Genomic DNA, 24,118 nt, shown 5'->3' on the forward strand with positions numbered 1-24,118 from the left:
GTTGCGGGCTGATAATACCTTTATATTAAGCGTGGACGCGCTGCGACAAAGACTCCGCAGGCGTGTCATGGGCCACGCTCTCAAGGATTGAGATCATCGCAGCAGCCACGTCGTCGGACTGGGCTCCGCACACGATCTGAACAACATTGCCGGAGCGCACGACGGCTAATACGCCATCCACGCGCAGCGCCGCCTCATCGACGTCCCGCTGAGATTTCACCTGAATACGGATACGCATCGTGCAGGGTTCGACCTCGACGATATTGAGGTGTCCACCCAGCGCGTCGATGAGCGTTTGTTCAATCGCCATCGGAGCCCCTTTCGCACCGTCGGAAGTTTGCGATTCGTGTCACATACTAAATGTGACCTGCGCAAAAGGCAAGTGGGATCCATAACATGAGCGATTCACGAACAAACAACCGCTGACAGGAGCGCCCCCCACAACGCAGGGCTACAATCCAACGCTCTGTCAAACTTCTCAGCCCCCAACACCCGCGACGTAGCACCGCGCACCGCACCCATCGCCAGACAGCGTGAGGGGGAGGACCACCAGGCCCTCCCCCTCATACGCCGCACATCAGTCGCGCGTCAGCTTGCGGTGCGTCACGCGATGCGGGTTCGCGGCGGCCTCGCCCAGGCGGGCCACCTTGTTCTTTGCGTACGCCTCGAAGTTGCCTTCGAACCAGTACCACTTGTCGGGCTCCTCCTCAGTCCCCTCCCACGCAAGAATGTGGGTGGCGACGCGGTCAAGGAACCAACGGTCGTGGGTGACGACGACGGCACAGCCGGGGAATGCCAGGAGGGCATTTTCCAGCGAGCCGAGAGTCTCGACGTCAAGGTCGTTGGTCGGCTCATCCAGCAGGAGGAGGTTTCCGCCCTGCTTAAGGGTGAGAGCCAGGTTCAGACGGTTACGCTCACCGCCGGACAGGACGCCGGCCGGCTTCTGCTGGTCCGGGCCCTTGAAGCCAAAGGCGGAGACATAGGCGCGCGAGGGCATTTCGACATTGCCAACCTGGATGAAGTCCAGGCCGTCCGAGACGACCTCCCACAGCGTCTTGTCCGGGTCGATACCGGCACGCGTCTGGTCGACATAGCTGATCTTGACGGTCTCGCCAATCGTCAGCTCGCCACCGTCGAGAGGCTCAAGGCCGACGATCGTCTTAAACAGGGTGGTCTTACCGACGCCGTTGGGGCCAATGACGCCGACGATGCCGTTGCGCGGCAGCGAGAAGGATAGACCGTTGATGAGCGAGCGATCACCAAAGCCCTTCTGAAGATCCTTCGCCTCGATGACGACGCTGCCCAGGCGCGGACCCGGCGGAATCTGGATTTCTTCGAAGTCGAGCTTGCGGGTGCGCTCAGCCTCAGCGGCCATCTCCTCGTAGCGAGCCAGGCGGGCCTTCGACTTGGCCTGACGACCCTTCGCGTTAGAGCGAACCCACTCGAGTTCTTCCTTCAGGCGCTTGGCCAGCTTGGCGTCCTTCTGCCCCTGAACCTCGAGGCGCTTTTCCTTCGTCTCCAGGTAGGTGGAGTAATTGCCCTCGTAGGGGTAGAGGTGACCGCGGTCGACCTCGGCAATCCAGCCGGCGACATGGTCGAGGAAGTAACGGTCGTGGGTGACAGCAATGACCGCGCCCGGGTAGGAAGCGAGGTGCTTCTCGAGCCAGAGCACGCTCTCGGCGTCGAGGTGGTTCGTGGGCTCGTCGAGCAGCAGCAGGTCGGGCGCTTCAATGAGGAGCTTGCACAGCGCCACACGGCGGCGCTCACCACCGGACAGAACGGACACGGGCTGGTCCGGCGGCGGGCAGCGCAGCGCGTCCATCGCCTGGTCAAGCTGGGAGTCGATATCCCAGGCGTTGGCGGCGTCGATCTCGGTCTGCAGCTTGCCCATTTCCTCCATGAGAGCGTCGAAGTCCGCGTCGGGATTCGCCATCTCTTCGGAGATCTCGTTGAAACGGGCAAGCTTGCCGAAGATGTCGGCGGCGCCCAGGCGGACATTCTCGATGACGGTCTTGGTCTCGTCGAGGACCGGCTCCTGCATCAGAATGCCGACCGTATAGCCGGGGGTCAGGCGAGCCTCGCCATTGCTGGGCTCATCCAGGCCAGCCATGATCTTCAGGATCGAAGACTTACCGGCACCATTGGGGCCGACCATACCGATCTTGGCGCCCGGGAAGAAGCTCATGGTGACATCGTCGAGGATGACCTTGTCACCGATGGCCTTGCGAGCCTTGATCATCTGATAAATAAACTCCGCCACGTTACTCCGTTCGGGTGGTTCGAGGCGCGCCCTCGCGCGCGTGTTCACCCCTATGGTACCGAGCCTGCACGTACCAGCGAGCCGCCCAACGGGACGCGAGGGGCGGTGATCCTTATCTCAGCGCACTATTTCGGGGATTTCCCGCCTTCCGCTTTCCGCAAGGGTTACGCGATGGTTACGGATCCGTAGTGATTTGTCGAAAACTATTCCAATTTTTTAAAAAACGCATGCGTAGGTTTGATTTTTAAGACAAACTTTTAAGTATCGGGGGACGAGTGCCTCCACTGTCAAACAGCATCAGCCGGAGGGAGGAAAGTCATTGGATACACCCGAACGCATCGCCGTCGACGGAACCAGTGCGCCGATCTATCACGTCCACTGCACCCCCTCGACAAACGACCTCGCGGCCAGTCTCCTCACCGATACCACGACACCCACCCCGCATCTCACAACAATCATCGCCGATTGCCAAAGCGCCGGGCGTGGCCGCCTCGGACGGACGTGGATAGCCCCCGAGGGGGAGGCCATCCTCGCGTCCACCGTCGTTTCCCTGCCTACCTCGATTCCCACCGATCAACTCGGATGGCTCGTGTACGCCTGCGGCCTGGCTGTTCGCGATGCGCTCGCGCGCCGACTCGAACCTCTCGGCCACAGTGTCTGCCTGAAATGGCCCAACGACGTCCTCGTCGACGGTGAGCGCAAGATCTGTGGAATCCTCGCCCAGCTCGCCCCGGCCTCGTCCCCGTTCACGACCGCGATCATCCTCGGCTACGGCATCAACGTTGCCCAACGCCCCGATAACCTCGCCACCGAGCAAGCCACCTCTCTGTACGCCGAAGGTGACGACGAGGCAGCCCAGGCAACTGACGCTGTCATACATGCCGTCCTTGCCGACGTGCTCTCCGGACTAGAGAAGCGGATCCGTGCACTTATTGCCCGCGGAAACGCCCACGACAGCGGACTCGCCAAGGAAGCCGCAAGCGCCCTACCGCTCCTCGGCCGCCGTATTGCGCTCGCGGAGCCGACGGACCCCAGCGGCCACGTGGCACTCGAAGGAGAGGCGGTGTCGCTATCGTCGACCGGTTCCCTCCTCGTGCGCACGGATGACGGTCACACTCACGACATCAACGCCGGCGACGTCCTGGCTACCGGAATACCTCTGACAATCGCTCACGACACCAAGGAGAAGCGTGCGAACAATTAATCGAATCCTCGTCGCCAACCGTGGAGAAATCGCTCTGCGCGTGTGCCGCACGGCCACGGATATGGGCATCTCCACGATCGCCGTCTACGCTGATCAGGACATGGCCGCACCCCACACGCGCGAGGCCGACGAGGCGCTGTCCCTGGGCGGTGACGATGCTGCGTCGACGTACCTGAACGGTGAGAAGATCCTGGCGATTGCGCTAGAGACTGGCGCGGATGCGATTCACCCGGGCTACGGATTCCTGTCGGAGAACTCCGAATTCGCGCGCGCCGTCGAGGACGCCGGTATCGCGTGGCTCGGCCCCGCCTCCGACGTCATTGATGCGCTGGGTGACAAGATCAAGGCGCGTCGCGTCGCCGAGGAGTGCGGCGTTGCGCCGGTTCCCGGCGTATCCGAACCCGTGACCTCGCGCGAGGAGGTCGAGGCATTCATCACCTCCGCCGGTTACCCCGTGGTGCTCAAGCGAGCCGACGGCGGCGGCGGCCGAGGCATCAGCATCATCCGCTCGCAGGCTGACTTGGACCTGTTCTTTGCTCGTCACACGGACGCGGCCGACCTGGGTGCTCACTTCGTCGAGCGCTTCGTCGAGGTCGCCCGTCACGTGGAGACGCAGTCGGCTCGCGACTCGCTGGGAAACTTCCACGTCATCTCCACCCGTGACTGCTCGGTCCAGCGTCGCAACCAGAAGCTGGTCGAGGAGGCGCCGGCGCCGTTCCTGCCCGAGGGAGCGCACGAGACTCTCGTGAACGCGTCGCGCGCGCTCTTCGAGCACGTGAACTACGTCGGCGTGGGCACGGTCGAGTTCCTCCTGGAGCCCGACGGCAGCATCTGGTTCCTCGAGGTCAACCCGCGCCTGCAGGTCGAACACCCCGTCTCCGAAGAAGTCACGGGCATCGACCTGGTGCGCGAGCAGATTCGTATCGCGCAAGGACTGCCGCTGACGACTCCCCCGGAGCCCCGCGGCCATTCCTTCGAGTTCCGCGTGACCTCGGAGGATCCGTCGAAGGACCTCACCCCCACCGCCGGTCGCCTTGACGAGGTGCACTGGCCCCTGGGCCCGGGCATCCGCCTGGAGCTGGGTATCGATGAGGGCGATTCGGTCCAGACGGCCTTCGACTCGATGATCGCCAAGATCATCGTGACGGGTGCGGACCGCGAGCAGGCTCTCGCTCGCTCGCGCCGCGCGCTGGCCGAGTTCTCGGTGCAGGGCGTAGCCACCCCGGTGCCCGTCTACCAGGACATCATCAACGATCCCGACTTCTGCGGCGTGGGCGGATTCAACGTCTCGACGCGGTGGTTCGAGACGACGTTCATGCCCCAGCACGATTACTCGGATCTGGCGGTGCCGGCCGAGGCCTCGGCGACGGCCGACCTGCCCCGTCAGACCTACATCATCGAGCTGGACGGACGCCGCGTGTCCCTGACTCTGCCGGCGGGCATGTTTAACGCCCCGGCGGCTCGTGCCCCGCGCCCACCCCAGCCGCTGCGCTCAGCCCCGCGCCGCGCAGGCGCATCCGCCGTGCAGGCCGGGCCTCACCAGGGTGCCCCCGGCGACATCGTCGCCCCCATGCAGGCCATCGTCGTTGCCCTGGCCGTCTCCGAGGGCGACCAGGTCGAGGAAGGCCAGCTCGTGGCCGTCCTCGAGGCCATGAAGATGGAAAAGCCGCTTCTCGCTCCCCGCGCGGGAACCGTGACCTCCCTGTCGATCAAGCAGGGTGACACCGTGACCGCGGGAAGTCGCATCGCCCACATCGCTACCGAAGAGGAGGCACGATGAGTACGCCCAGTCCGCTCACGCGCGACGGGTTCATTCAGGCCCAGGACGCAATCGCGCAGGCCGCCGAAGAGAAAGCCGCGCAGCGCCAGCACGCCAAGAAGAAGCTGACGGCCCGCGAGCGTCTGTCTCTGTTCTTTGACGATGGCGTGTGGCACGAGGTCGGCCAGTTCATCGGTGGTTCGGTGCGTGATGGTCGTATAGGCTCTGCGGTCGCGGCTGGTTACGGTCGCGTCCAGGGTCGTATGGTCGCTGCCTACGCTCAGGATTTCTCGGTTCTCGGTGGCACGCTGGGTAAGGTCGAGGGCGATAAGATCGTCGATCTGATTGACCGGGGTATTCGGATGCGCATTCCGATCGTCGGTATTCAGGATTCGGGTGGCGCCCGCATTCAGGAGGGCGTCGTCGCGCTGGCGCAGTACGGCCGTATTTTCAAGAAGACGTGCGAGGCCTCGGGTCTGGTTCCCCAGATTTCGATCATTCTGGGTCCGTGCGCCGGTGGTGCCGTGTATCAGCCTGCCCTCACCGACTTCATCGTGATGACGCGCGAAAACTCGCACATGTTTGTGACGGGTCCGGATGTCGTCGCGGCGACGACCGGCGAGAAGGTCACGCTCGATGAGCTGGGAGGCGCGGCGATTCACAACTTCCAGTCGGGCGTCGCGCACCACATGGCAGATACGGAGGAAGAGGCGATCGACTACGTGCGTTCGCTCCTCGACTACCTGCCGTCCTCGTGCGAGGTGGCGCCTCCCAAGTACGAGTACATTCCCAATCCAGAGGACGAGGCGGCGGCCCGCGCGGTTGCAGAGCTGGTTCCGACCTCGGCGCGTCAGCCCTACGACGTGCGCGACGTGGTGCGTTCCCTTGTGGATCACGGCGAGTACGTGGAGATTCAGGACCTGTTCGCTCCCAACGTGACGATCGGTTTCGCGTGCGTCGATGGCCAGTCGGTGGGCATCGTGGCCAACCAGCCGATGAATGATGCGGGCACGCTCGACGTGGACGCTTCTGAGAAGGCAGCTCGTTTCGTTCGTTTCTGTGACGCCTTCGGTCTGCCGATCGTTACTTTTGTGGACGTTCCCGGCTACCGCCCGGGTACCGAGCAGGAGCAGGCGGGCATCATCCGCCGCGGCGCGAAGGTGATTGTTGCCTATGCGAACGCGACCGTCCCGATGGTCACCGTCATCCTGCGCAAGGCCTACGGCGGTGCCTACATCGTCATGGGTTCGAAGTCGATCGGCGCGGACCTGGCGTACGCATGGCCGGACGCGCAGATCGCGGTCATGGGTGCCGAGGGCGCGGCGTCGATCATGTACCGTCGCGAACTCGCTGCCGCCCGCGAGAACGGGACCTTCGAAGAGACGAAGGCCGAGCTGGTTACCCGCTACGAGGAGGAAACCGTCAACCCCGAGGTTTCCGTGTCCTCCGGTCAGCTCGACGGAATCATTGCCCCCGCCGATACCCGACAGACCATCATCGATTCCCTGCACCTGCTGGTCTCCAAAGACCAGCGTGCACCCCACGTCAAGCGTCACGACAACGGTCCTCTGTGACCGGAGCCGTTTGAGAAGAATTGTCCCCGAAGGAAAGTAAGAACATGTCGTTTGTGACCTCCCTGAATGAGACCCCCTACGCGCTGACCTTTGCCGGTCAGGCCACCCCGTGGCGTGCCGCGCTCGACGAGATCGCCCACGATCCTGAGATCGCCGCGATCGTTGACGGCGTCATCAAGGCCTCGGATCAGGTGCTCTCCCCGGTGCGCCGCTCGCTGGCCACCCAGTCGGTTGCGTCCCTGCCCTTCGCTATCCCGGCCGAGGCTGGCGAGGAGGCTGTGACCCGCGACGTTGCAGGCCCGGACGAGGCCGCCCTGTCGGTTCCGGGTATCGTTGCCGCCCAGCTGGGTGCACTCATCGACCTGACGCGCGCAGGCCTGAACATCGTGGCGAACCAGCCCACCGCGTTTGAGGGACACTCTCAGGGCGTGCTCGGCGTGGAGATTGCTCGTGCGTGGATCGCCGGGGACGAGGCCCGCGCCGCTTCCGTGTTCGCGCTGGCCCGCCTGATCGGTGCGGCCGCGGCCCGTATCACGCGTCGTGCCCGCGCTCCGCACGCCGGCGACGCCACCTACATGGTGTCCGTACGAGGCGTGTCCGACGCTCTCCTCGAGCGCATCATCTCCTCCCTGCCCTCGACCTCGCATCCGCTGTCGATCGCGCTGCGTAACGACACCGACACTCACGTCGTCTCGGGTGCGCCCAACGACCTGGCGTCCCTGGTCGCCGCCATCGAGCGCGCCGCCGCCAAGGACAAGGCCGCGCACGACGCGCACGAGCGCGGCGGTCGCCCGCTGACCCCCGTGTGCGAATACCTGCCGGTCTACGTGCCTTTCCACTCCCCCATGCTCGCCGACGCCCTCGCCCTCGTGGACGAGTGGGCCGCCCAGTGCGGTATTGACGCCGACCTCGCCCACTCCCTGGCCGCCGCCGTTCTCACGACCCCCGTGGACTGGCCGGCTCAGATCCGCGCTGCCGCAGAATCCGGTGCCACGTGGATCGTTGACATGGGCCCCGGCGCCACGACCGTGCGCATGACCCGCGCGCTCGTCGAAGGCACCGGCGTCGGCGTTGTCGCCGCCGGAACCGCCTTCGACCGTGACAAGGCCGCGACCCCCGGCTGGTCCCCCGAGCCCGGCACCGACTGGACGCACCTGCGCCCCGGCCTCGTGACCCTGCCCGACGGCAAGACCGTCGTCGACACCGCCTTCTCGCGCCTGACCGGCCGCTCCCCCGTCCTCCTGGCCGGCATGACCCCCACGACCGTTGACCCCGAGATCGTCGCCGCTGCCGCCAACGCCGGTTTCTGGGCCGAAATGGCCGGTGGTGGTCAGGTCACCGAAGAGGTCTACAACGAGAACCTGGCGGGCTTGCGCGCCCAGCTGCGTCCCGGTCACACCGCCGAGTTCAACTCCATGTTCCTGGACCGCTACCTGTGGAACCTGCAGTTCGGCCAGGCCCGCATCGTGTCGCGTTCGCGCGCGTCAGGCGCCCCCATCGATGGCGTCGTTGTCTCTGCGGGTATCCCCGAGAAGGACGAGGCCCTCGCCCTCATTGAGCAGCTGCGCGCCGACGGCTTCCCCTACGTGGCCTTCAAGCCCGGCACGGTCGACCAGATCCGCAAGGTCATCGCGATCGCCCACGAGGCCGATCCGATCAAGGTGATCGTCCAGGTCGAGGACGGCCACTCCGGCGGCCACCACTCCTGGGAGGACCTGTCCGACCTGCTGTTGGCCACCTACGCGCAGCTGCGCGCCCAGTCCAACATCGTCCTGACCGTGGGTGGCGGCATCGGCACGCCCGAGCGCGCGGCCGACTTCCTGACCGGCGAGTGGTCGGCACGCTACGGCCGCCCGCCCATGCCCGTCGACGGCGTCCTCGTGGGTACCGCCGCGATGACCACGAAGGAAGCGCACACGACGAAGGCCGTCAAGGAGCTCCTCGTGGCCACCCCCGGTGTGCCCGACAACGACGAGCTTGGCGGCTGGGTCGGCGAGGGCGTGACCCGCGGCGGCATGACGTCCGGCCTGTCCCACCTGCGCGCCGACATGCACGAGGTATCCAACGCGGCCGCCGCTGCCGCTCGCATCATCGCCGAAATCGGCTCCGACGGCGCCCAGGTGCGCGCCCGCAAAGACGAGATCGTCGAAATCCTCTCCCACACGGCCAAGCCCTACTTCGGCGACCTCGAAGAGATGACCTACGAAGCCTGGGTGCGCCGCTTCGCTGACCTGTCCTACCCGTGGGTTGATCCCACCTGGCAGATCCGCTACCACGACCTGCTCCAGCGCGTCGAGGCGCGTCTGGTGCCCGTGGACCACGGCGAGGTCGAAACCCTCTTCCCGACCGTCGAGGACGTCGCAGACGCGCACGCCGCCGCCGACCGTCTGATGGCCGCCTACCCGAACGCCGCAACCACGCACGTCACCCCGATCGACGCCGCCTGGTTCCCGGCTCTGTGCCGCTCCTACCCCAAGCCGATGCCCTTCGTCCCGGTCCTGGACGACGACCTCATCCGCTGGTGGGGCCAGGACTGCCTGTGGCAGGCGCAGGACGAGCGCTACAGTGCCGACCAGGTCCGTATCATCCCCGGCCCCGTCTCCGTGGCTGGCATCGACCGCGTCGACGAGCCCGTCGCCTCCCTGCTGGGCCGCTTCGAGGCCGCCGCAGCCTCGCGTCTGGCCGACTCCGGCGTCGTGGCGACCCCGGTCGCCTCCCGCCTGGGCAACGGCAAGCCCGCTGCCACCCGTGAGGAATGGCTGCGCAAGGTCCCCTTCATCTCGTGGACCGGCCACCTCATGACGAACCCCGCCGCCATCCTCGATGAGGAGCGCGTCTCCCTGAATCCGACTGACACCGGCGTGGACATGGTCATCCACCTGGACACCGCGTGGGACAATGATCCGCGCGGCGCCGACAAGCACGCCGTGCGCGAGCTGGTCTTCCCGCTGATTATCTCCGGTGAAGACGGCGCCGTCCCCGTCATTGACGAGGCCAAGCTGCCCCAGCACATGTACGCGATGCTCGCGGCCACCGCCGGCGTGACCTCCGTGTCCGTCGCGGGTGACACCGTGGACGCGCTGCCCGTCATGGTTCCCTCCACCAAGTCCGTCTTCGGCGAGGCCCACTACTCCTTCACGCTGGCCCCCACGCTGGGCTTCGACCACGCCGAGGCCACGGGTGCCGCCCTGCCCGCCAACTACGAGCTCGCGGCTTGGGCGCCCGACGCCCTGCTCGGCCCGGCCTGGCCGGCGATCTACGCGGCCCTGGGTTCGGCTATCCACAACGACTACCCGGTCATCGAGGGCCTGCTCAACGCCGTCCACCTCGATCACTCGATCACCCTGACGTACACGCCCGAGCAGATGCTCGCGCGCGGCATGTCGACGATCGACGTAACCAGCCACGTGGCCGCCGTCGATGAGTCTTCCTCCGGCCGTATCGTGACGGTCGCCCTGGAGCTGACTTCCAACGGTGAGTACGTGGGCTCCACGCAGGAGCGCTTCGCTATCCGCGGCCGTGCCACCGGCAACCGCGCTCCCTCCGAGGCCGCGCCCTTCGGCGGCGCGACCATCGAGGTCGTGGACACGCCCCGCTCGGTCCTGCGTCGCGTGAGCGTCAAGGCCCCCGACGACATGACGCCGTTTGCGATCGTGTCGGGCGACTACAACCCGATCCACACCTCCTACGCGGCCGCCAAGGTCGCGGGCATGGACGCCCCCCTCGTGCACGGCATGTGGCTGTCGGCCACCGCTCAGCACGCAGCAGAGGCGGTTGTCGCCGACCAGGGCGGCGCCCAGATCGCCGGCTGGACGTACTACATGTACGGCACCGTCGACCTGAACGACGAGGTCGAGATCACCGTCGAGCGCGTCGGTCGCGTCGTCGGCGGCGGCCTGTCCCTCGAGGTCACCTGCCGCATCAACAAGCAGGTCGTGTCTCGCGCCTCCGCCTACACCTTCGCGCCGAAGGTCGCCTACGTCTACCCCGGCCAGGGCATCCAGAGAGCCGGCATGGGCCTCGACGAGCGCACCAAGTCCAAGGCTGTCGACGAGGTCTGGCGCCGCGCGGATGCACACACCCGCTCGGCGATGGGCTTCTCCATCCTGTCGATCGTGCGCGATAACCCGACCGAGATCGTGGCGCGCGGCGTGACCTACCGTCACCCCGAGGGCGTCCTGAACCTCACCCAGTTCACCCAGGTCGCGCTCGCGACGCTGGCAATCGGCCAGACGGCGCGCATGCGCGAAGAGGGTGTCCTGGTTCCCGGCGCTGCCTTCGCCGGCCACTCGCTGGGCGAGTACGACGCGCTGGCAGCCTACGCGGAGGTATTCCCCCTCGAAACCGTCCTCGACCTGGTCTTCCAGCGCGGTTCCACGATGCACTCGCTCGTGCCCCGCGACGAGAACGGCCGTTCGAACTACCGCATGGGTGCCCTGCGTCCGAACCAGTTCGGCGTCGACGATGCCCACGTCGTGGAGTACGTCGACTCGATCGCTCAGGCCTCGGGTGAGTTCCTCCAGATCGTGAACTTCAACCTGGCGGGTCAGCAGTACGCGGTCGCCGGCACGGTCGCGGGCCTGAAGGCCCTCGAGGAGGACGCCTCCAAGCGCGCCGCCGAGCGTGGCGGCAAGCGCCCCTTCATGTACGTTCCCGGCATCGACGTGCCCTTCCACTCCACCGTCCTGCGCAGCGGTGTGGCGGACTTCCGCACGAAGCTCGACGAACGTATTCCCGCGCAGATCGATCCCGCGAAGCTCGTGGGCCGCTACATCCCCAACCTGGTGGCGCGTCCCTTCGAGCTCACCCGCGAGTTCGCCCAGTCCATCCTCGACGTGGTTCCCTCCGATACGGTGCGCGAGCTGCTCGAGACGGAAGGCGCATGGGACGGCGCCCTGGCCACCCCGGGTGTCCTGACCCGCACGCTGCTCATCGAGCTGCTGTGCTGGCAGTTCGCCTCCCCGGTGCGCTGGATCGAGACGCAGCGCGTGCTGCTCTCGACCGAAGAGGCCGCCCCCGGCGTTGCTGGCCTGGGCGTCGATGAGGTCATCGAGGTCGGCCTGGGTGCCGCCCCGACGCTGGCCAACCTGGCAGCGCGTACCCTGCTCGCACCCGAGTTCGCGCTCTCGCGCGTGGATGTCTTCAACGTCCAGCGCGACGAGTCCCGCGTCTACGCGACCGATGTCGCCGTGATCGAGGACGATGAGGACGATGAAATTACCCCGGAGGCTCCCGCCGCCGAGGCAGCTCCCACGCCCGCACCGGCCGCCCCCGCGGCCGAGGCTACTCCGGCACCTGCCCCCGCGGCTCCGACCGGCGGCCCCTCGGGCGCCGACGTCGCGGACCTGCCCTTCACGGCGTCCTCCGCGATTCACGCCCTGCTGGCGCTGTCCGCGAAGATCCGCATCGACGAGGTCGGTGCCACCGACACGACCGAGTCGCTCACCAACGGCGTCTCCTCGCGTCGCAACCAGCTGCTCATGGACATGTCCTCCGAGCTGGGCCTGAACTCGATCGATGGCGCCGGCGAGGCCGATGTGGCCACGCTGTCCGCGACGGTCGACAAGGCTGCCAAGGGTTACAAGCCCTTCGGCCCGGTTCTGGCCGAGGCCGTCAAGGAGCGCACGCGCAAGCTGTTCGGTGCTGCTGGCGTCAAGGCGGGCCGTATCACGGAGCGTGTCACCGGAACGTGGCAGCTGGGCACCGGCTGGGCGCATCACGTCACCGCCGAGATCGTCCTGGGTACCCGTGAGGGTGCCTCGACCCGCGACGGTGATCTGGCGACCCTGCCGCTGGATGCTCCGACGAACGCCGCCGGTGTCGATGCCCTCATCGATGCAGCCGTGGCTGCCGTTGCCGCCCGCGAAGGCATCGCCGTGTCCCTGCCCAGCGCTGTCGGTTCTGCCGGTGGCGGTGTCGTCGACTCCGCTGCTCTCGACGCCTACGCCGCATCCGTGACGGGTGAGGACGGCGTCCTGGCCAAGACGGCTCGCACGATCCTGTCCGAACTGGGACTGAACGCCCCCGCCCCCACCGGCGAGGATTCCTCCGACGACGCTCGCGTCATCGACGCGGTTGCCGCCGAACTGGGTTCGGGCTGGGTCGACCTGGTCGAGCCTCGCTTCGATGCCGCGCGCGCAGTCCTTCTGGACGACCGCTGGGCCTCCGCCCGTGAGGATGTCGCCCGCTACGTCGCCGAAGGCACCCTCGCCGAGGGCGCGTCCTTCGTGGGCACCGGTCGCGCAGTGGCCGAACAGGCCTCGTACTGGGCGAACCGCCTGCGCGGCGAAGGCGATCACGAGCGCGCGACTCGCCTGGAGCAGATCGCGGCCGACGCGCTCTCCTCCTCGGACGAGCTGCCCTACGCCAGCGACGTCGCGGTGGTCACCGGCATGACCCCCGCCTCCATCGGCGGCGCGGTCGTGGGTGGCCTGCTCGCCGGCGGCGCAACCGTCATCGCAACCTCCTCGTCGATCTCGGCCGCGCGCCTGGCCTTCGCCAAGGAGCTCTACCGCACGCACGCCGCAGGCGGCGCGAAGCTGTGGCTGGTTCCCGCTAACCTGGCCTCCTACCGCGACGTCGACGCGCTCGTGGAGTGGATCGGCACCGAGCAGACCAAGTCCGTGGGCGCCGACATTAAGGTGACCAAGGAAGCCCTGGTCCCGACGCTGTTCTACCCCTTCGCAGCCCCGCGCGTCTCCGGCACGCTGGCCGACGCGGGTCCTGCCTCCGAGAACCAGATGCGACTGCTGCTGTGGAGCGTCGAGCGCTCCATTGCCGGTCTGTGCGCAATCGGTTCCGACACGCACGCCGACCACCGTCTGCACGTCGTGCTGCCCGGTTCCCCCAACCGCGGTATCTTCGGCGGCGACGGCGCGTACGCTGAGGCGAAGGCCTCCTTCGACGCGATCGCGACCCGCTGGGCGGCAGAGCCGATCTGGGGTTCGCGCGTGTCGATCGCTCACCCGCGTATCGGTTGGGTGCGTGGCACCGGCCTCATGGGCGGCAACGACCCGATGGTCGCCGCCGTCGAGTCTGCGGGCGTTCGCACCTGGTCGACCGAGGAAATGGCGCAGCAGCTGCTCGCGCTCTCGAGCACCGAGGTCCGCGCCCAGGCTGCCTCCGCTCCGGTGGATGCCGACCTGACCGGCGGTCTGGACTCCTCCATCGACCTGCGCGCCCTGCGCGCCCAGGCAGAGGCCGCAGCCCCCGAGGCCCCCGCATCGGAACCGGTTGCGACCGTGTCCGCGCTGCCCTCGCCCTCGCAGGTCACCGTGCCGCACGTCGAGCCGTCACAGTGGGGTCACACCACCGCGTCGCTAGCCGACACGGTCGTCATCGTCGGTCACGGCGAGGTCGGCCCGTGGGGCAGTGCTCGTACCCGCGTGCAGGCCGAGCTCGGCATCCACACCGACGGCACCGTCGAGCTCACCCCTGCGGGCGTGCTTGAACTCGCCTGGATGACCGGCCTGCTGACCTGGTCGGACACCCCCGTGGGCGGCTGGTACGACAAGGACGACCAGCTGGTCCCCGAGTCGGAGATCTTCGATCGCTACCGCGACGAGGTCGTGGCCCGCTCCGGCGTGCGCTTCTTCCACGATGACGGCCCGCTGCACGACGGCTACACGCCCGAGTCCGCGATGGTCTTCCTGGACCGCGACATCACGTTCACCGTCGAGGACGAGGCCGAGGCTCGCTCCTACGCCGAGGCTGACCCGCAGTTCACCGTGGTCGAGCAGACCGCGTTCGGTGAGTGGCAGGTGACCCGCAAGTCCGGTGCCCAGGTGCGCGTGCCTCGTCGCGCGACCCTCAACCGCCGCATCGGTGGTCTGTTCCCCACCGACTTTGATCCGGCTCGCTGGGGTATCCCGGCCTCGATGCTGGACTCGATCGACCCGATCGCCGTGTGGAACCTGGTCTCCGCCGTCGACGCGTTCGTGTCCGCTGGCTTCAGCCCCGCCGAGCTGCTGCGCGTCGTCCACCCGGCGACCGTTGCCTCCACGCAGGGCACCGGCTTCGGTGGCATGCGTTCGATGCACAAGCTGTTCGTCGACCGCTTCCTGGGCGAGGAATACCCGCAGGATATCCTGCAGGAGACCCTGCCTAACGTCGTGGCTGCACACACGATGCAGTCCTACGTGGGCGGCTACGGCTCGATGATCAACCCGGTCGGAGCCTGCGCGACCGCCGCGGTCTCCATCGAAGAGGGCGTCGACAAGATCAAGGCTGGCAAGGCTGACTTCGTCGTGGCCGGCGCGATTGACGACATCCAGGTCGAGTCGATCGTGGGCTTCGGCGCCATGAACGCGACGGCGAACTCGAACGAGCTGCTCGCTCGTGGCATCTCCTCGCGCTTCGTCTCACGCGCTAACGACCGCCGTCGCGGCGGCTTCGTCGAGGCGCAGGGCGGTGGCACCGTGCTGCTGACCCGCGCGTCGGTGGCGCTCGACATGAACCTGCCGGTCCTGGCAGTCGTCGGACACGCGCAGACCTTCAGCGATGGTGCGCACACCTCGATTCCGGCGCCCGGCCTGGGTGCCCTCGCGGTGGCGCGCGGCGGACGCGACTCGGTCATCGCCCGCAACCTCGGCGAGCTCGGCGTGGGTATCGACGACGTGGCCTTCGTGTCCAAGCACGACACGTCCACGAACGCCAACGACCCCAACGAGTCGGATCTGCACACCCGCGTCGGCATGGCGCTGGGCCGTACCCCCGGCAACCCGCTGCTGGTCATCTCGCAGAAGACCCTGACGGGTCACGCGAAGGGCGGCGCGTGCGTGTTCCAGGTGGGCGGCATTATCGACGTGTTCCGCACGGGTCTGATCCCCGCGAACGTCGCGCTGGATTGCGTCGACGATGCGATGGAGCAGTACAGCCCGCTCGTGTGGCTGCGTTCCCCGCTCAACCTGTCCTCGCGCGGACCGGTGCGTGCGGCGTTCGCAACCTCGCTCGGTTTCGGTCACGTCTCCGGCTTCCTGGCGCTGGTTAACCCGGCCGCCTTCGAGGCCATCGTGGAGCGCGAGGCCGGACGCGAGCGCCTCGAGGCGTGGCGCACCGCGTCGGATCGCCGCCTGCGCAGCGGCCAGCGTCACATCGAGATGGGCATGCTGGGCCACGCCCCGCTGTTCACCTCGGTCGAGGGTCGCCGCCTGCCCGACGACCCGGCTGCCGGCATCGCGGGTGACGCGCACGAGGTTGAGGCCGCGATCCTGCTGGATCCGTCGGCACGCCTCGGCGAAGACGGCTTCTACCACCTGCCGGAAGGCAAGTGAGCGATGCGCGGACTCGGCGTTGACCTGGTCTCCCTCCCTGAGTTTGCCGCTCAGGTGAGGGAGCCGGGGTCGGCCTTCCTGGACGGCGTTCTGACGCCCAGGGAGGCCCGCCGGGTCCGCGCCCGCGCTGCCGCCACCTCTGGCGCTCAGCCCGGTTCCGCCCGCTATGACGAGGCCGTGGCCCGTCACGCGGGCGGCCTGTGGGCCGCGAAAGAGGCCTTCGTGAAGGCCTGGTCGTGTGCCCTCTTCGGTACTCCACCCCTCATCGGCGAGACCGACATGGATTGGCGCGAGGTTGAGGTGATCCACGACGAGTGGAACCGCCCCGCGATCGTGCTGCACGGACGAGTCGCCGCCGCGTGTGACGTCTCGCTCGGGGCGCGCTCCACGTGGAGTGTGCTCGTCTCTATCAGCCACGACGGGACGTGCGCCATCGCGCAGGTCGCGATCGTGGATGCGCCCGCCTAAGCGGCGTCGGACGGTTCGAGCGCATCATCGTCATGAGGCTCGAACGACGCGTTTTTCGTCGCATCGGCACCGGCGTGGTCCACCGCCGAATAGTCGAAGCATGACGCAGTGTTTCCGCTCGGGGTCGAGGATTCAGCCTCAGCACCAACGCACCCCTCCAATGTGCCCACAGGCGTCAGGTCGCCTCCCGCTGCCGGAGCGTGAAGCGTCGGCTCTGCATCCTGTGTGCCTGCCTCATCGGGTAGCATCTCCGTTCCTCCATCCGGGGCAACAGCTTCAGTGTGCGGCTGGTTCGTGAGCTCGGCCTCCGCTCCCGACCCCTGCGATATCACCGCAGAACCCGGCCCCGACCTCGTCGAATAGGGATCACCCTCCGTGCCTCCCGCGGCTTCGTCGGTCGAGTGCGCGCCATTCTTTCTGAACTGGGAGGTCCCCCGCGCCAGATCATGGCCGACCGAGGAGGCCCGGTAGACGATCGATGATCTAATCTGTCCCGCCCCGTCGACCCACCCGTTGGGAACGGGCCGGGCAACCACCACGACGGGGTCGCCTTTGCGGCAGCTGCGGAACACGTTGGAGGCGAGCGTGTCCCAGGTTTCCACGGTGTACCAGTAGGCACCGTCCTCCACGTAGGAGGCGTTGCCAGTGCGTACATCCGTCGTGAAGCGCCATCGCGTGATCGCGAGCCGGAAGGTCGTCACGCAGATGTCGCCCTTGACGTGCTTCATAGAGGGTTCTGACCCGATGCGGCCCCTCAGGGTCGTCGAAATATCCTGCATCGTTGCATCCTTTGTCTGGTCTGGCCGGCGCTGGCCGGATACGTCCAGGAAAGCCCCGCGAGGTATGTCCTTTCAAGCGCTCGCACTCCCCCTGTGGATAACGCACATGCCGCTCGGGCCCCTGTGGATAACGCAACGCTGCGCATGTCCCCTGTGCACAGCGCACCGCAAGGCGGGCAACGCCAGACATGGCAAAGCGGCGGCACCCCGCAGGGATACCGCCGCTCAAGCCTCAGAACCGATATCAGGCCTCGGCACCCTCGCCCATGGAAGGGATGCCCAGGGCAACAACCTCGCGAGCCACCTCGCGGGCACGCTCAGTGGTCACCGGCCCGGCAGGGAAGAGAACGCGACGGTAGTACTCGAGCTCCTGGATGGACTCCAGGATGTCGGCGAGCGCACGGTGGCCGCCGTGCTTCTCGGGCGACTCCGCGAAAGCGGCGCGGTACCAGCGCTTAGCCAGCTCCTTGATCGAAGACACGTCCACCAGGCGGTAGTGCAGGTGGTCGATGACGGAGGGCATGTTGGCCTCAAGGAACATCTTGTCGGTGCCCACCGAGTTACCCGCGAGGAGAGCCTTGCCCTGCTGGGGCACGAAGCGCTTGATGTAGGACAGGACCTGCTCGGTCGCCTCCTCCATCGACACGGCGCTCGTCTTCAGATCATCGAGCAGCCCAGAGGACGTGTGCATGTTGCGCACAAAGTCATTCATGTTGTCGAGAGCCTCGGCGGGCGGCGTAATGAGCACGTCCATGCCGGGGTCGACAATTCGCAGGTCGCCGTCGGTGATGACGACTGCCACCTCGATGAGGGCGTCACGCTGGACGTCCAGGCCGGTCATTTCGCAGTCAATCCAGACCAGGGGGTCTTTCAGAGTTTTCACGCCTTCTATGTTAGTGCGCTCTGGGTCATACGGTTGGGTGGGTCGCACTCACGGTGGCCACTACTACACTAGGAGGGTATTGGAAGGAGTTCTCATGACCGCTAGTTCTCACGTGACGACACCGAAGGACATCCGCCAGGCTGCAACCGCCCTCGAGGGGGTGGCCGTCCGCACGAACCTGGATCGTTCGGAGCGCCTGTCCACCGAGGCCGGCGTCGATATTTTGCTCAAGCGTGAGGACCAGCAGAAGTGCCGTTCCTTCAAGGTGCGCGGCGCGTACGCGCGGATGTCACTGCTGTCCCCCGCCGAGCGCGAGCGCGGCGTCGTGTGCGCGTCGGCGGGCAACCACGCGCAGGGTCTGGCCTATGCCTGCGCTCACCTGGGCGTGCGCGGCACCATCTACCTGCCGTCGAATACTCCCCGCCAGAAGCGCCGCCGCATCGCGACGATTGGTGGGCAGTGGGTCGAGCAGGTCATCGTGGATGGCACGTTCGACCGCGCGAACGCGCTCGCTCAGGAGGCGGCGCGCGCCACGGGCCGCACCTACGTCCACCCTTACGACGATCCGTTCACGATCGCCGGTCAGGGCACGATCGGCGTCGAGCTTGAGGAGCAGATGCCCGAGGATACGGCGGCGGTCCTCGTTCCTGTGGGCGGTGGCGGCCTCATCGCGGGGATTGCGACGTGGCTGCGCGCGAACCGCCCCGAGGTGAAGATCATCGGCGTGGAGCCCGCGGGCGCTGCGTCGATGCACGCGGCTCTTGAGGCGGGTCAGCCGATGTCTCTGGCGAAGGTTGATCCCTTCGTGGATGGTACGGCGGTGGGTCGCGCGGGCTCGCTCCCCTTCCACATCGCGTCGCAGTTTGTTGACTCCGTGCTGGTCGTACCGGAGGGCGCGGTGTGCACGGAGATGCTGGAGCTCTACCAGTCCGACGGCGTCATCGCCGAGCCCGCGGGCGCGCTCGCATCCACGGCCGCGCACGTGTACCTGACGGATCCGGCGGATCGCAAGGCCCTGCTCGGCCGCTCCGACGGCGCGATTGTCTGCGTCGTGTCGGGCGGTAACAACGACCTGACGCGCTACGCCGAGGTCATGGAGCGTTCGCTGCGCCACGAGGGGCTGCGTCATTACTTCCTCGTGACCTTCCCGCAGCAGCCGGGCATGCTGCGCGTCTTCCTGTCGGATGTGCTGGGTCCCGCGGACGATATCGTGCACTTCGAGTACACGAAGAAGAACAACCGCGAGCTCGGACCTGCGCTGGTGGGTATCGACCTGTCGAACCCGGATGACATCGATGGACTGCGACACCGCATGGAGGCTTCTCCCCTGCACGTCGAGGAGCTGCCGCTGGATTCGGAGATCACGCGACTCGTGATCTAAGGGAGTCAGTACATACGCCTGAGAGGGGCGCGGTTTCGGGAACGAGGCCGTGGCCCCTCTCCCCTTTTATCCGGCCCGTGTGGGTGGCTGGGCTGGGAGCCGCCAGGGGTGGCCGCTGGGCCGATGCGCGCGGTGGCGCGGCGCGTTGTGGCGGCGGGGTCCGCCGCGAGGGGTGTCAGGCGGCGAGGGTGACGGGGCGGGTGACGCGCACGCGCACCGAGGGGGTGGAGTTGAAGCGATAGCCTTCGCCGCGGACCGTGGAGATGAGGTCGGGCAGGATGGAGAGCTTCTTGCGCAGGCGGCGGATGTGAGCGTCCACGGTGCGGGAGTCGGAGCCGAGTTCAGAGTCGGCCCACACGGAGGCGAAGAGCTCGTAGCGGGTGACGGAGCGGTCGGCGTTGGCGGCGAGGTGGGCCAGGAGGTCGTGTTCCTTGGCAGACAGGCCGGCGTCGCGTCCGTCGAGGGTGACCTGGCCGCGGTCGATATCAATGTCGATGCGGGAGGAGCTCAGTCGCAGGCCGGCGAGAACGTCGAGGAATTCCTCGTAGGAGGTGGGGGTGTCGTTGGCGGCGTGGACGGAGGCGGCAGGGGTGTTGACGAGGGTCATGGGTGTATCCGATTCTTCGGGGCCGCACTCCCACTATCGGCGTGGGTATATCACTGCGGCGGTGATTGACAGGGGTATCTGGGGCGTCAATCACATACACATTCGCGACATCATGCCACCGCAGGGGCAGCACATGGGGTTCGCGAAGGTCGTCATGGCTTTAAGTTTGTCGGACGTTTTCCGTCCGAGCAACACGATGCTCACAGAGTGAGATTATGTAACAGCAGGTGTTCACGGGAAAGACGGAAAGGGGCGGGCCCAACGGGCCCGCCCCTCACCTATCGCCTAGAAGAACGTTCAGTTTTCCAGGCCGCGCTGGGCACGCACTTGCCGAGTAGCAGAGACAAGGTTGTCCAGCGACGCCTTTGTTTCCTCGTAGCCGCGGGTCTTGAGGCCGCAGTCGGGGTTGACCCACAGGCGCGAGACCGGCACGGCGTCGGCGGCCAGGCCAATGAGCTCGGCGAGTTCCTCGGTGCTGGGGACGCGGGGGGCGTGGATGTCCCACACGCCGGGGCCGATGCCGTGGTCGAAGCCGGCCTCGGCGAGTTCGGGGACGACCTCCATCTTGGATCGCGCGGCCTCGATGGACGTCACGTCGGCGTCCAGGCCCTTGATAGCATCGATGATCTGGCCGAACTCGGAGTAGCACAGGTGCGTGTGGATCTGGGTATCGGGTCGCACGCTGGAGGTGGCCAGGCGGAAGGAGCCCACGGACCAGTTCAGGTAGTCGGCGTGACGGTCAGCGTCCAGAGGCAGGAGCTCGCGCAGGGCGGGCTCGTCGACCTGGATGGCGGCGATGCCGGCGGCCTCAAGATCGGAGACCTCGTCACGCAGGGCCAGGCCGATCTGGTCGGCGATCTCGCGAAGCGGCAGGTCGTTGCGGGGGAAGGACCACGCGATGATCGTGACGGGGCCGGTGAGCATGCCCTTGACGGGCTTGTCGGTGAGCGACTGGGCGTAGGTGGTCCAGCCCACGGTCATGGGCGCGGGACGCGAGACGTCGCCCCACAGGATCGACGGGCGCGTGCAGCGCGAGCCGTAGGACTGCACCCAGCCGTTGCGCGTGGCCGCGAAACCGTCGAGCAGCTCGGCGAAGTACTGGACCATGTCGTTGCGCTCAGCCTCGCCGTGGACGAGGACATCCAGGCCCAGCTCCTCCTGGAGAGCGATGACCGAGGCGATCTCCTCGCGCATGCGCGCCTCGTAGTCCGCGTCGGAGAGCTCGCCGCGGGCGTTGGCGGCGCGGGCCTTGCGAATCTCTGTGGTCTGAGGGAACGAGCCGATGGTGGTCGTGGGCAGCGGGGGCAGGTGGAGGCGCTCGGTCTGGGCGGCTTCGCGCTCCAGGTAGGGCTCGCGGGCGCGGTCGGCGTCGGTCAGAGCGGCCGTGCGGGCGCGGACCTCGGGGCGCACGACGCCGGGAGCGGCGGCACGCTGTTCGAGGACGCGGGTGGCCTCGGCGACCTCGGCGTCGATGGCGTCCCAACCTTCATCCAGGCCGCGGGCCAGGGTGACGACCTCAACGACCTTCTGGTCGGCGAAGGCCAGCCAGGCATGCAGGTTCTCGTTGAGGGTCTCGTCGTCCCAGGTCTCGAGCGCGGTGTCGTGGGGCACGTGCTGCAGGGAGTTGGAGGTGGCGACGGTGACGCGTGCAGCACCCAGGGCCTGCGCGGCCTTGAGGGTCTCGCGCAGCTGGGCCAGGTCGGCGCGCCAGATGTAGCGGCCGTCGACGGCGCCGACGACGAGGGTCACGCCAGACAGGTCGGCGTCCTTCGGCAGCGAGCCGCGCAGCGTGTCGACGTGGAGGGCCTCGACCCCCGTCTTGGCCAGGGCCGCCGCCGCGTGCGAGGCGTCGCCGTAGGGGGTGGTGAGCAGGATCTGCGGACGGTTCTGCGAGGCGGCCAGGCGCTCGTAGACACGGGCAGCCAGCTCACCCAGTTCGGTGCGGCTGCGCGAGAGGTTGTCGGAGGTGAGGGCCGGCTCGTCGAGCTGGACCCACGGGGCGCCCGCTGCGTGCAGGGAGGCCAGCGCCTCCTCGTAGGCGGCCACTGCCTCGTCGATGCGGGTGAGCGGGTCGAAGTCCGGGGTGGCCGGGTCGGCCTTGGCCAGGGCCAGGTAGGTGACGGGGCCGACCAGGACGGGACGGGTCACGTAGCCCCACTCGCGGGCGTCGGTGAAGCGACGGGTGATCGTGTCGTCGGCGAAGCGCAGGGGCGTATCGGGGCCAATCTCGGGAACGAGGTAGTGGTAGTTCGTGTCGAACCACTTCGTCATTTCTTCGGGGCCGACCTTGTCGTCACCGCGGGCGAGCGCGAAGTAGAGGTCGAGGCCCTCGCGGCCGGCGAAGCGCGGCGGGATGGCACCCAGGAGGATGGTCGCGTCCAGGACGTGGTCGTACAGGGAGGGCGCGTCGGCCAGGGACGCGTCGGAGGGGTTCAGGCCCAGCTCGACGAGGCGCGCGAGGTTCTCCTTGCGCAGATCGTTGGCGGCCTGGATCAGCTCGGCGTCGGTGATACGGCCGGCCCAGCGGGCCTCGAGGGCACGCTTGAGCTCACGGCCGCGTCCGATGCGCGGATAGGCCAGGATCGTCGCGGTGGGGAACTGCGTGGTCGCAGCAGACATGGTGTTCTCCTTGGGTGTGCTACTCGTTCGGCGTGCGCGGGTCAGGCCCGCACCCTGCCGCAGGGTGGATGGTGGTGCGCTTAGGCGCGGGGGTCGGGGGCCGAGGCGCCGGACCTCTCCGGCTCGGGCGTGACTCCCAGCAGGGCCAGGATGTCCAGGACGGGCTTGGCCTTGTTAAAGGTGTAGAGGTGGATACCGGGCGCGCCTGCATCCAGGACAGAGTGGATGAGACGAGACCCGAAGACTGCGCCAAACTCGTCGCGCGCCTCCTGGTGCGGGTAGTCCGACAGTGTCGTCAGCAGGTATTCGGGGACCTCGATGCCGGTGAGGTCCTGGACGCGGCGCAGGCGAGCCGGGTCGGTGGCCGGCAGCAGGCCGGGCACGATCGGGATGGTGACGCCGGCGCGGCGGGCGCGTTCGACGAAGGAGGCGTAGACATCGGCATCCCAGAAGAGCTGGGTGATCGCGAAGGAAGCACCGGCAGCCTGCTTGACGAGGAGGCGCTCAACTTCCTGCGCGGGCGTGGTTCCGGCGGCGGGATTACCCGCCGGGAAAGTGGCCACCGCAATGGTCAGCGGCTTGAACGCGGAGCGTAGGGCCTCGCCCGGGTGAGCGTCACAGCGCCGCTTTTCGACGGTTCGGATGAGGTGGATGAGCTCGGTGGCGCTGCCAACGCCGCCTGGCCCAGGCTCCCAGTCCTCCTGCCCCACCGGCGGGTCACCGCGCAGAGCCAGGAAGGTACGAACGCCCGAATCGAGGTAGTCGTAGACGGTGGAAACAACCTCTTCGGTCGAGTTACCCACGCAGGTCAGGTGCGCGATCGGCTGAATCGGGGTGTCACGCACGAGGCGATGGACCGTCGAGCGGGCGTTGGAACGGTCCTTGCCACCGGCACCGTAGGTGACCGACATGAAGTCGGGGCGCACGCGCAGCAGTTGATCAACCGTGTTCCAGAAGGACTCTTCCAAGGAGGGCTTGCGCGGGGGCATGACCTCGAAGGACAGGAGCGTGGGCTCGTGGTCGTGGGTGCAGGGACAGGCGTATTCGTCGTCGGAGAAGGGCACGATGTAACTCTCGTGTTGCGGCTAGCCCTCACGTGGGTGCGCATCGGCGCGGGTTTTGGTAGTGGGGTCGAGCCTAAGGAATGGCGGACGTCGGCGTCAGCTGCACATTCGGGCACGAATCGACCCGCACATGCGACGGGTAATGTTCGTTCGTGCGTTCATGACCCCAGTATGTCCGCCTTCGCGTGGGTGACGCAGAAGGGGTCCACGGAACGGGAGTTTGTGACAGCGCCCGTCTCAGATCGGTG

At 67.3% G+C, this 24,118-nt stretch carries 13 protein-coding genes; 6 read left to right on the forward strand and 7 right to left on the reverse strand.

Annotation, left to right across the window (positions count from 1 at the left end; translation table 11 throughout):
- Positions 1 to 25: 25 nt before the first annotated feature.
- Together O3684_RS00375 and ettA are read right to left on the reverse strand one after the other, a co-directional pair.
- Complete coding sequence (locus tag O3684_RS00375) at positions 26 to 310, reverse strand: PTS sugar transporter subunit IIB (protein ID WP_500064281.1); 285 nt, start codon at positions 308 to 310, stop codon at positions 26 to 28.
- A gap of 267 nt (positions 311 to 577) precedes the next feature.
- The gene (ettA, locus tag O3684_RS00380; protein ID WP_500064283.1) at positions 578 to 2,260 is read right to left on the reverse strand and encodes an energy-dependent translational throttle protein EttA; all 1,683 of its coding nucleotides are present in this window, start codon (positions 2,258 to 2,260) and stop codon (positions 578 to 580) included.
- Positions 2,261 to 2,579: 319 nt separating this feature from the next.
- Here ettA and O3684_RS00385 point away from each other — a divergent pair, with 319 nt between their 5' ends.
- Genes O3684_RS00385 through O3684_RS00405 form a run of 5 tightly spaced genes read left to right on the forward strand, consistent with a single transcriptional unit; the run spans position 2,580 to position 16,537 of the window.
- The gene (locus O3684_RS00385; protein WP_500064284.1) at positions 2,580 to 3,464 is read left to right on the forward strand and encodes a biotin--[acetyl-CoA-carboxylase] ligase; all 885 of its coding nucleotides are present in this window, start codon (positions 2,580 to 2,582) and stop codon (positions 3,462 to 3,464) included.
- Positions 3,451 to 5,244: an acetyl/propionyl/methylcrotonyl-CoA carboxylase subunit alpha gene (locus O3684_RS00390; protein ID WP_500064285.1), complete on the forward strand. Its 1,794-nt coding sequence runs from the start codon at positions 3,451 to 3,453 to the stop codon at positions 5,242 to 5,244. The genes O3684_RS00385 and O3684_RS00390 overlap by 14 nt, the downstream gene beginning before the upstream one ends.
- Entirely contained in the window at positions 5,241 to 6,797 is a 1,557-nt protein-coding gene (locus O3684_RS00395) for an acyl-CoA carboxylase subunit beta (RefSeq protein ID WP_500064287.1), read from the forward strand. The genes O3684_RS00390 and O3684_RS00395 overlap by 4 nt, the downstream gene beginning before the upstream one ends.
- A 44-nt stretch (positions 6,798 to 6,841) precedes the next feature.
- Positions 6,842 to 16,069 carry a fatty acid synthase subunit beta domain-containing protein gene (locus tag O3684_RS00400; protein WP_500064289.1) on the forward strand — a complete coding sequence of 3,076 codons (9,228 nt, stop codon included), beginning with the start codon at positions 6,842 to 6,844 and terminating at the stop codon, positions 16,067 to 16,069.
- Between the two features lie 3 nt (positions 16,070 to 16,072).
- The gene (locus O3684_RS00405; RefSeq protein ID WP_500064290.1) at positions 16,073 to 16,537 is read left to right on the forward strand and encodes a holo-ACP synthase; all 465 of its coding nucleotides are present in this window, start codon (positions 16,073 to 16,075) and stop codon (positions 16,535 to 16,537) included.
- Here the strand turns inward: O3684_RS00405 and O3684_RS00410 are convergent.
- Together O3684_RS00410 and orn are read right to left on the reverse strand one after the other, a co-directional pair.
- Positions 16,534 to 17,316: a single-stranded DNA-binding protein gene (locus O3684_RS00410; RefSeq protein WP_500064292.1), complete on the reverse strand. Its 783-nt coding sequence runs from the start codon at positions 17,314 to 17,316 to the stop codon at positions 16,534 to 16,536. The genes O3684_RS00405 and O3684_RS00410 overlap by 4 nt on opposite strands.
- 244 nt (positions 17,317 to 17,560) lie before the next feature.
- Complete coding sequence (gene orn, locus O3684_RS00415; RefSeq protein WP_500064559.1) at positions 17,561 to 18,208, reverse strand: oligoribonuclease; 648 nt, start codon at positions 18,206 to 18,208, stop codon at positions 17,561 to 17,563.
- Positions 18,209 to 18,293: 85 nt separating this feature from the next.
- Here orn and ilvA point away from each other — a divergent pair, with 85 nt between their 5' ends.
- Positions 18,294 to 19,580 (forward strand): threonine ammonia-lyase IlvA, encoded by a 1,287-nt coding sequence (gene ilvA / locus O3684_RS00420; RefSeq protein WP_048674552.1) that lies wholly within the window; start codon positions 18,294 to 18,296, stop codon positions 19,578 to 19,580.
- A gap of 175 nt (positions 19,581 to 19,755) precedes the next feature.
- On the opposite strand, the gene O3684_RS00425 is transcribed toward ilvA, so the two are convergent.
- The 3 genes from O3684_RS00425 to O3684_RS00435 form a co-directional block, all read right to left on the reverse strand.
- Complete coding sequence (locus O3684_RS00425; protein ID WP_500064293.1) at positions 19,756 to 20,187, reverse strand: winged helix-turn-helix domain-containing protein; 432 nt, start codon at positions 20,185 to 20,187, stop codon at positions 19,756 to 19,758.
- Between the two features lie 297 nt (positions 20,188 to 20,484).
- The gene (gene metE / locus O3684_RS00430) at positions 20,485 to 22,806 is read right to left on the reverse strand and encodes a 5-methyltetrahydropteroyltriglutamate--homocysteine S-methyltransferase (protein ID WP_500064295.1); all 2,322 of its coding nucleotides are present in this window, start codon (positions 22,804 to 22,806) and stop codon (positions 20,485 to 20,487) included.
- 80 nt (positions 22,807 to 22,886) lie between these two features.
- On the reverse strand, positions 22,887 to 23,870 hold the full coding sequence (locus tag O3684_RS00435; RefSeq protein ID WP_500064296.1) for a methylenetetrahydrofolate reductase: 984 nt from the start codon (positions 23,868 to 23,870) through the stop codon (positions 22,887 to 22,889).
- Positions 23,871 to 24,118 lie beyond the last annotated feature (248 nt).

It is taken from the genome of Pauljensenia sp. 20925_1_27, assembly GCF_041432835.1.
GTDB lineage: Bacteria > Actinomycetota > Actinomycetes > Actinomycetales > Actinomycetaceae > Pauljensenia.

Coding starts and splice junctions, on each gene's coding strand:
- O3684_RS00375 (WP_500064281.1), bottom strand. CDS start 310: ATGGCGATTGAACAAACGCTCATCGACGCGCTGGGTGGACACCTCAAT.
- O3684_RS00395 (WP_500064287.1), top strand. CDS start 5,241: ATGAGTACGCCCAGTCCGCTCACGCGCGACGGGTTCATTCAGGCCCAG.
- O3684_RS00400 (WP_500064289.1), top strand. CDS start 6,842: ATGTCGTTTGTGACCTCCCTGAATGAGACCCCCTACGCGCTGACCTTT.
- O3684_RS00405 (WP_500064290.1), top strand. CDS start 16,073: ATGCGCGGACTCGGCGTTGACCTGGTCTCCCTCCCTGAGTTTGCCGCT.
- O3684_RS00410 (WP_500064292.1), bottom strand. CDS start 17,316: ATGCAGGATATTTCGACGACCCTGAGGGGCCGCATCGGGTCAGAACCC.
- ilvA (WP_048674552.1), top strand. CDS start 18,294: ATGACCGCTAGTTCTCACGTGACGACACCGAAGGACATCCGCCAGGCT.
- O3684_RS00425 (WP_500064293.1), bottom strand. CDS start 20,187: ATGACCCTCGTCAACACCCCTGCCGCCTCCGTCCACGCCGCCAACGAC.
- metE (WP_500064295.1), bottom strand. CDS start 22,806: ATGTCTGCTGCGACCACGCAGTTCCCCACCGCGACGATCCTGGCCTAT.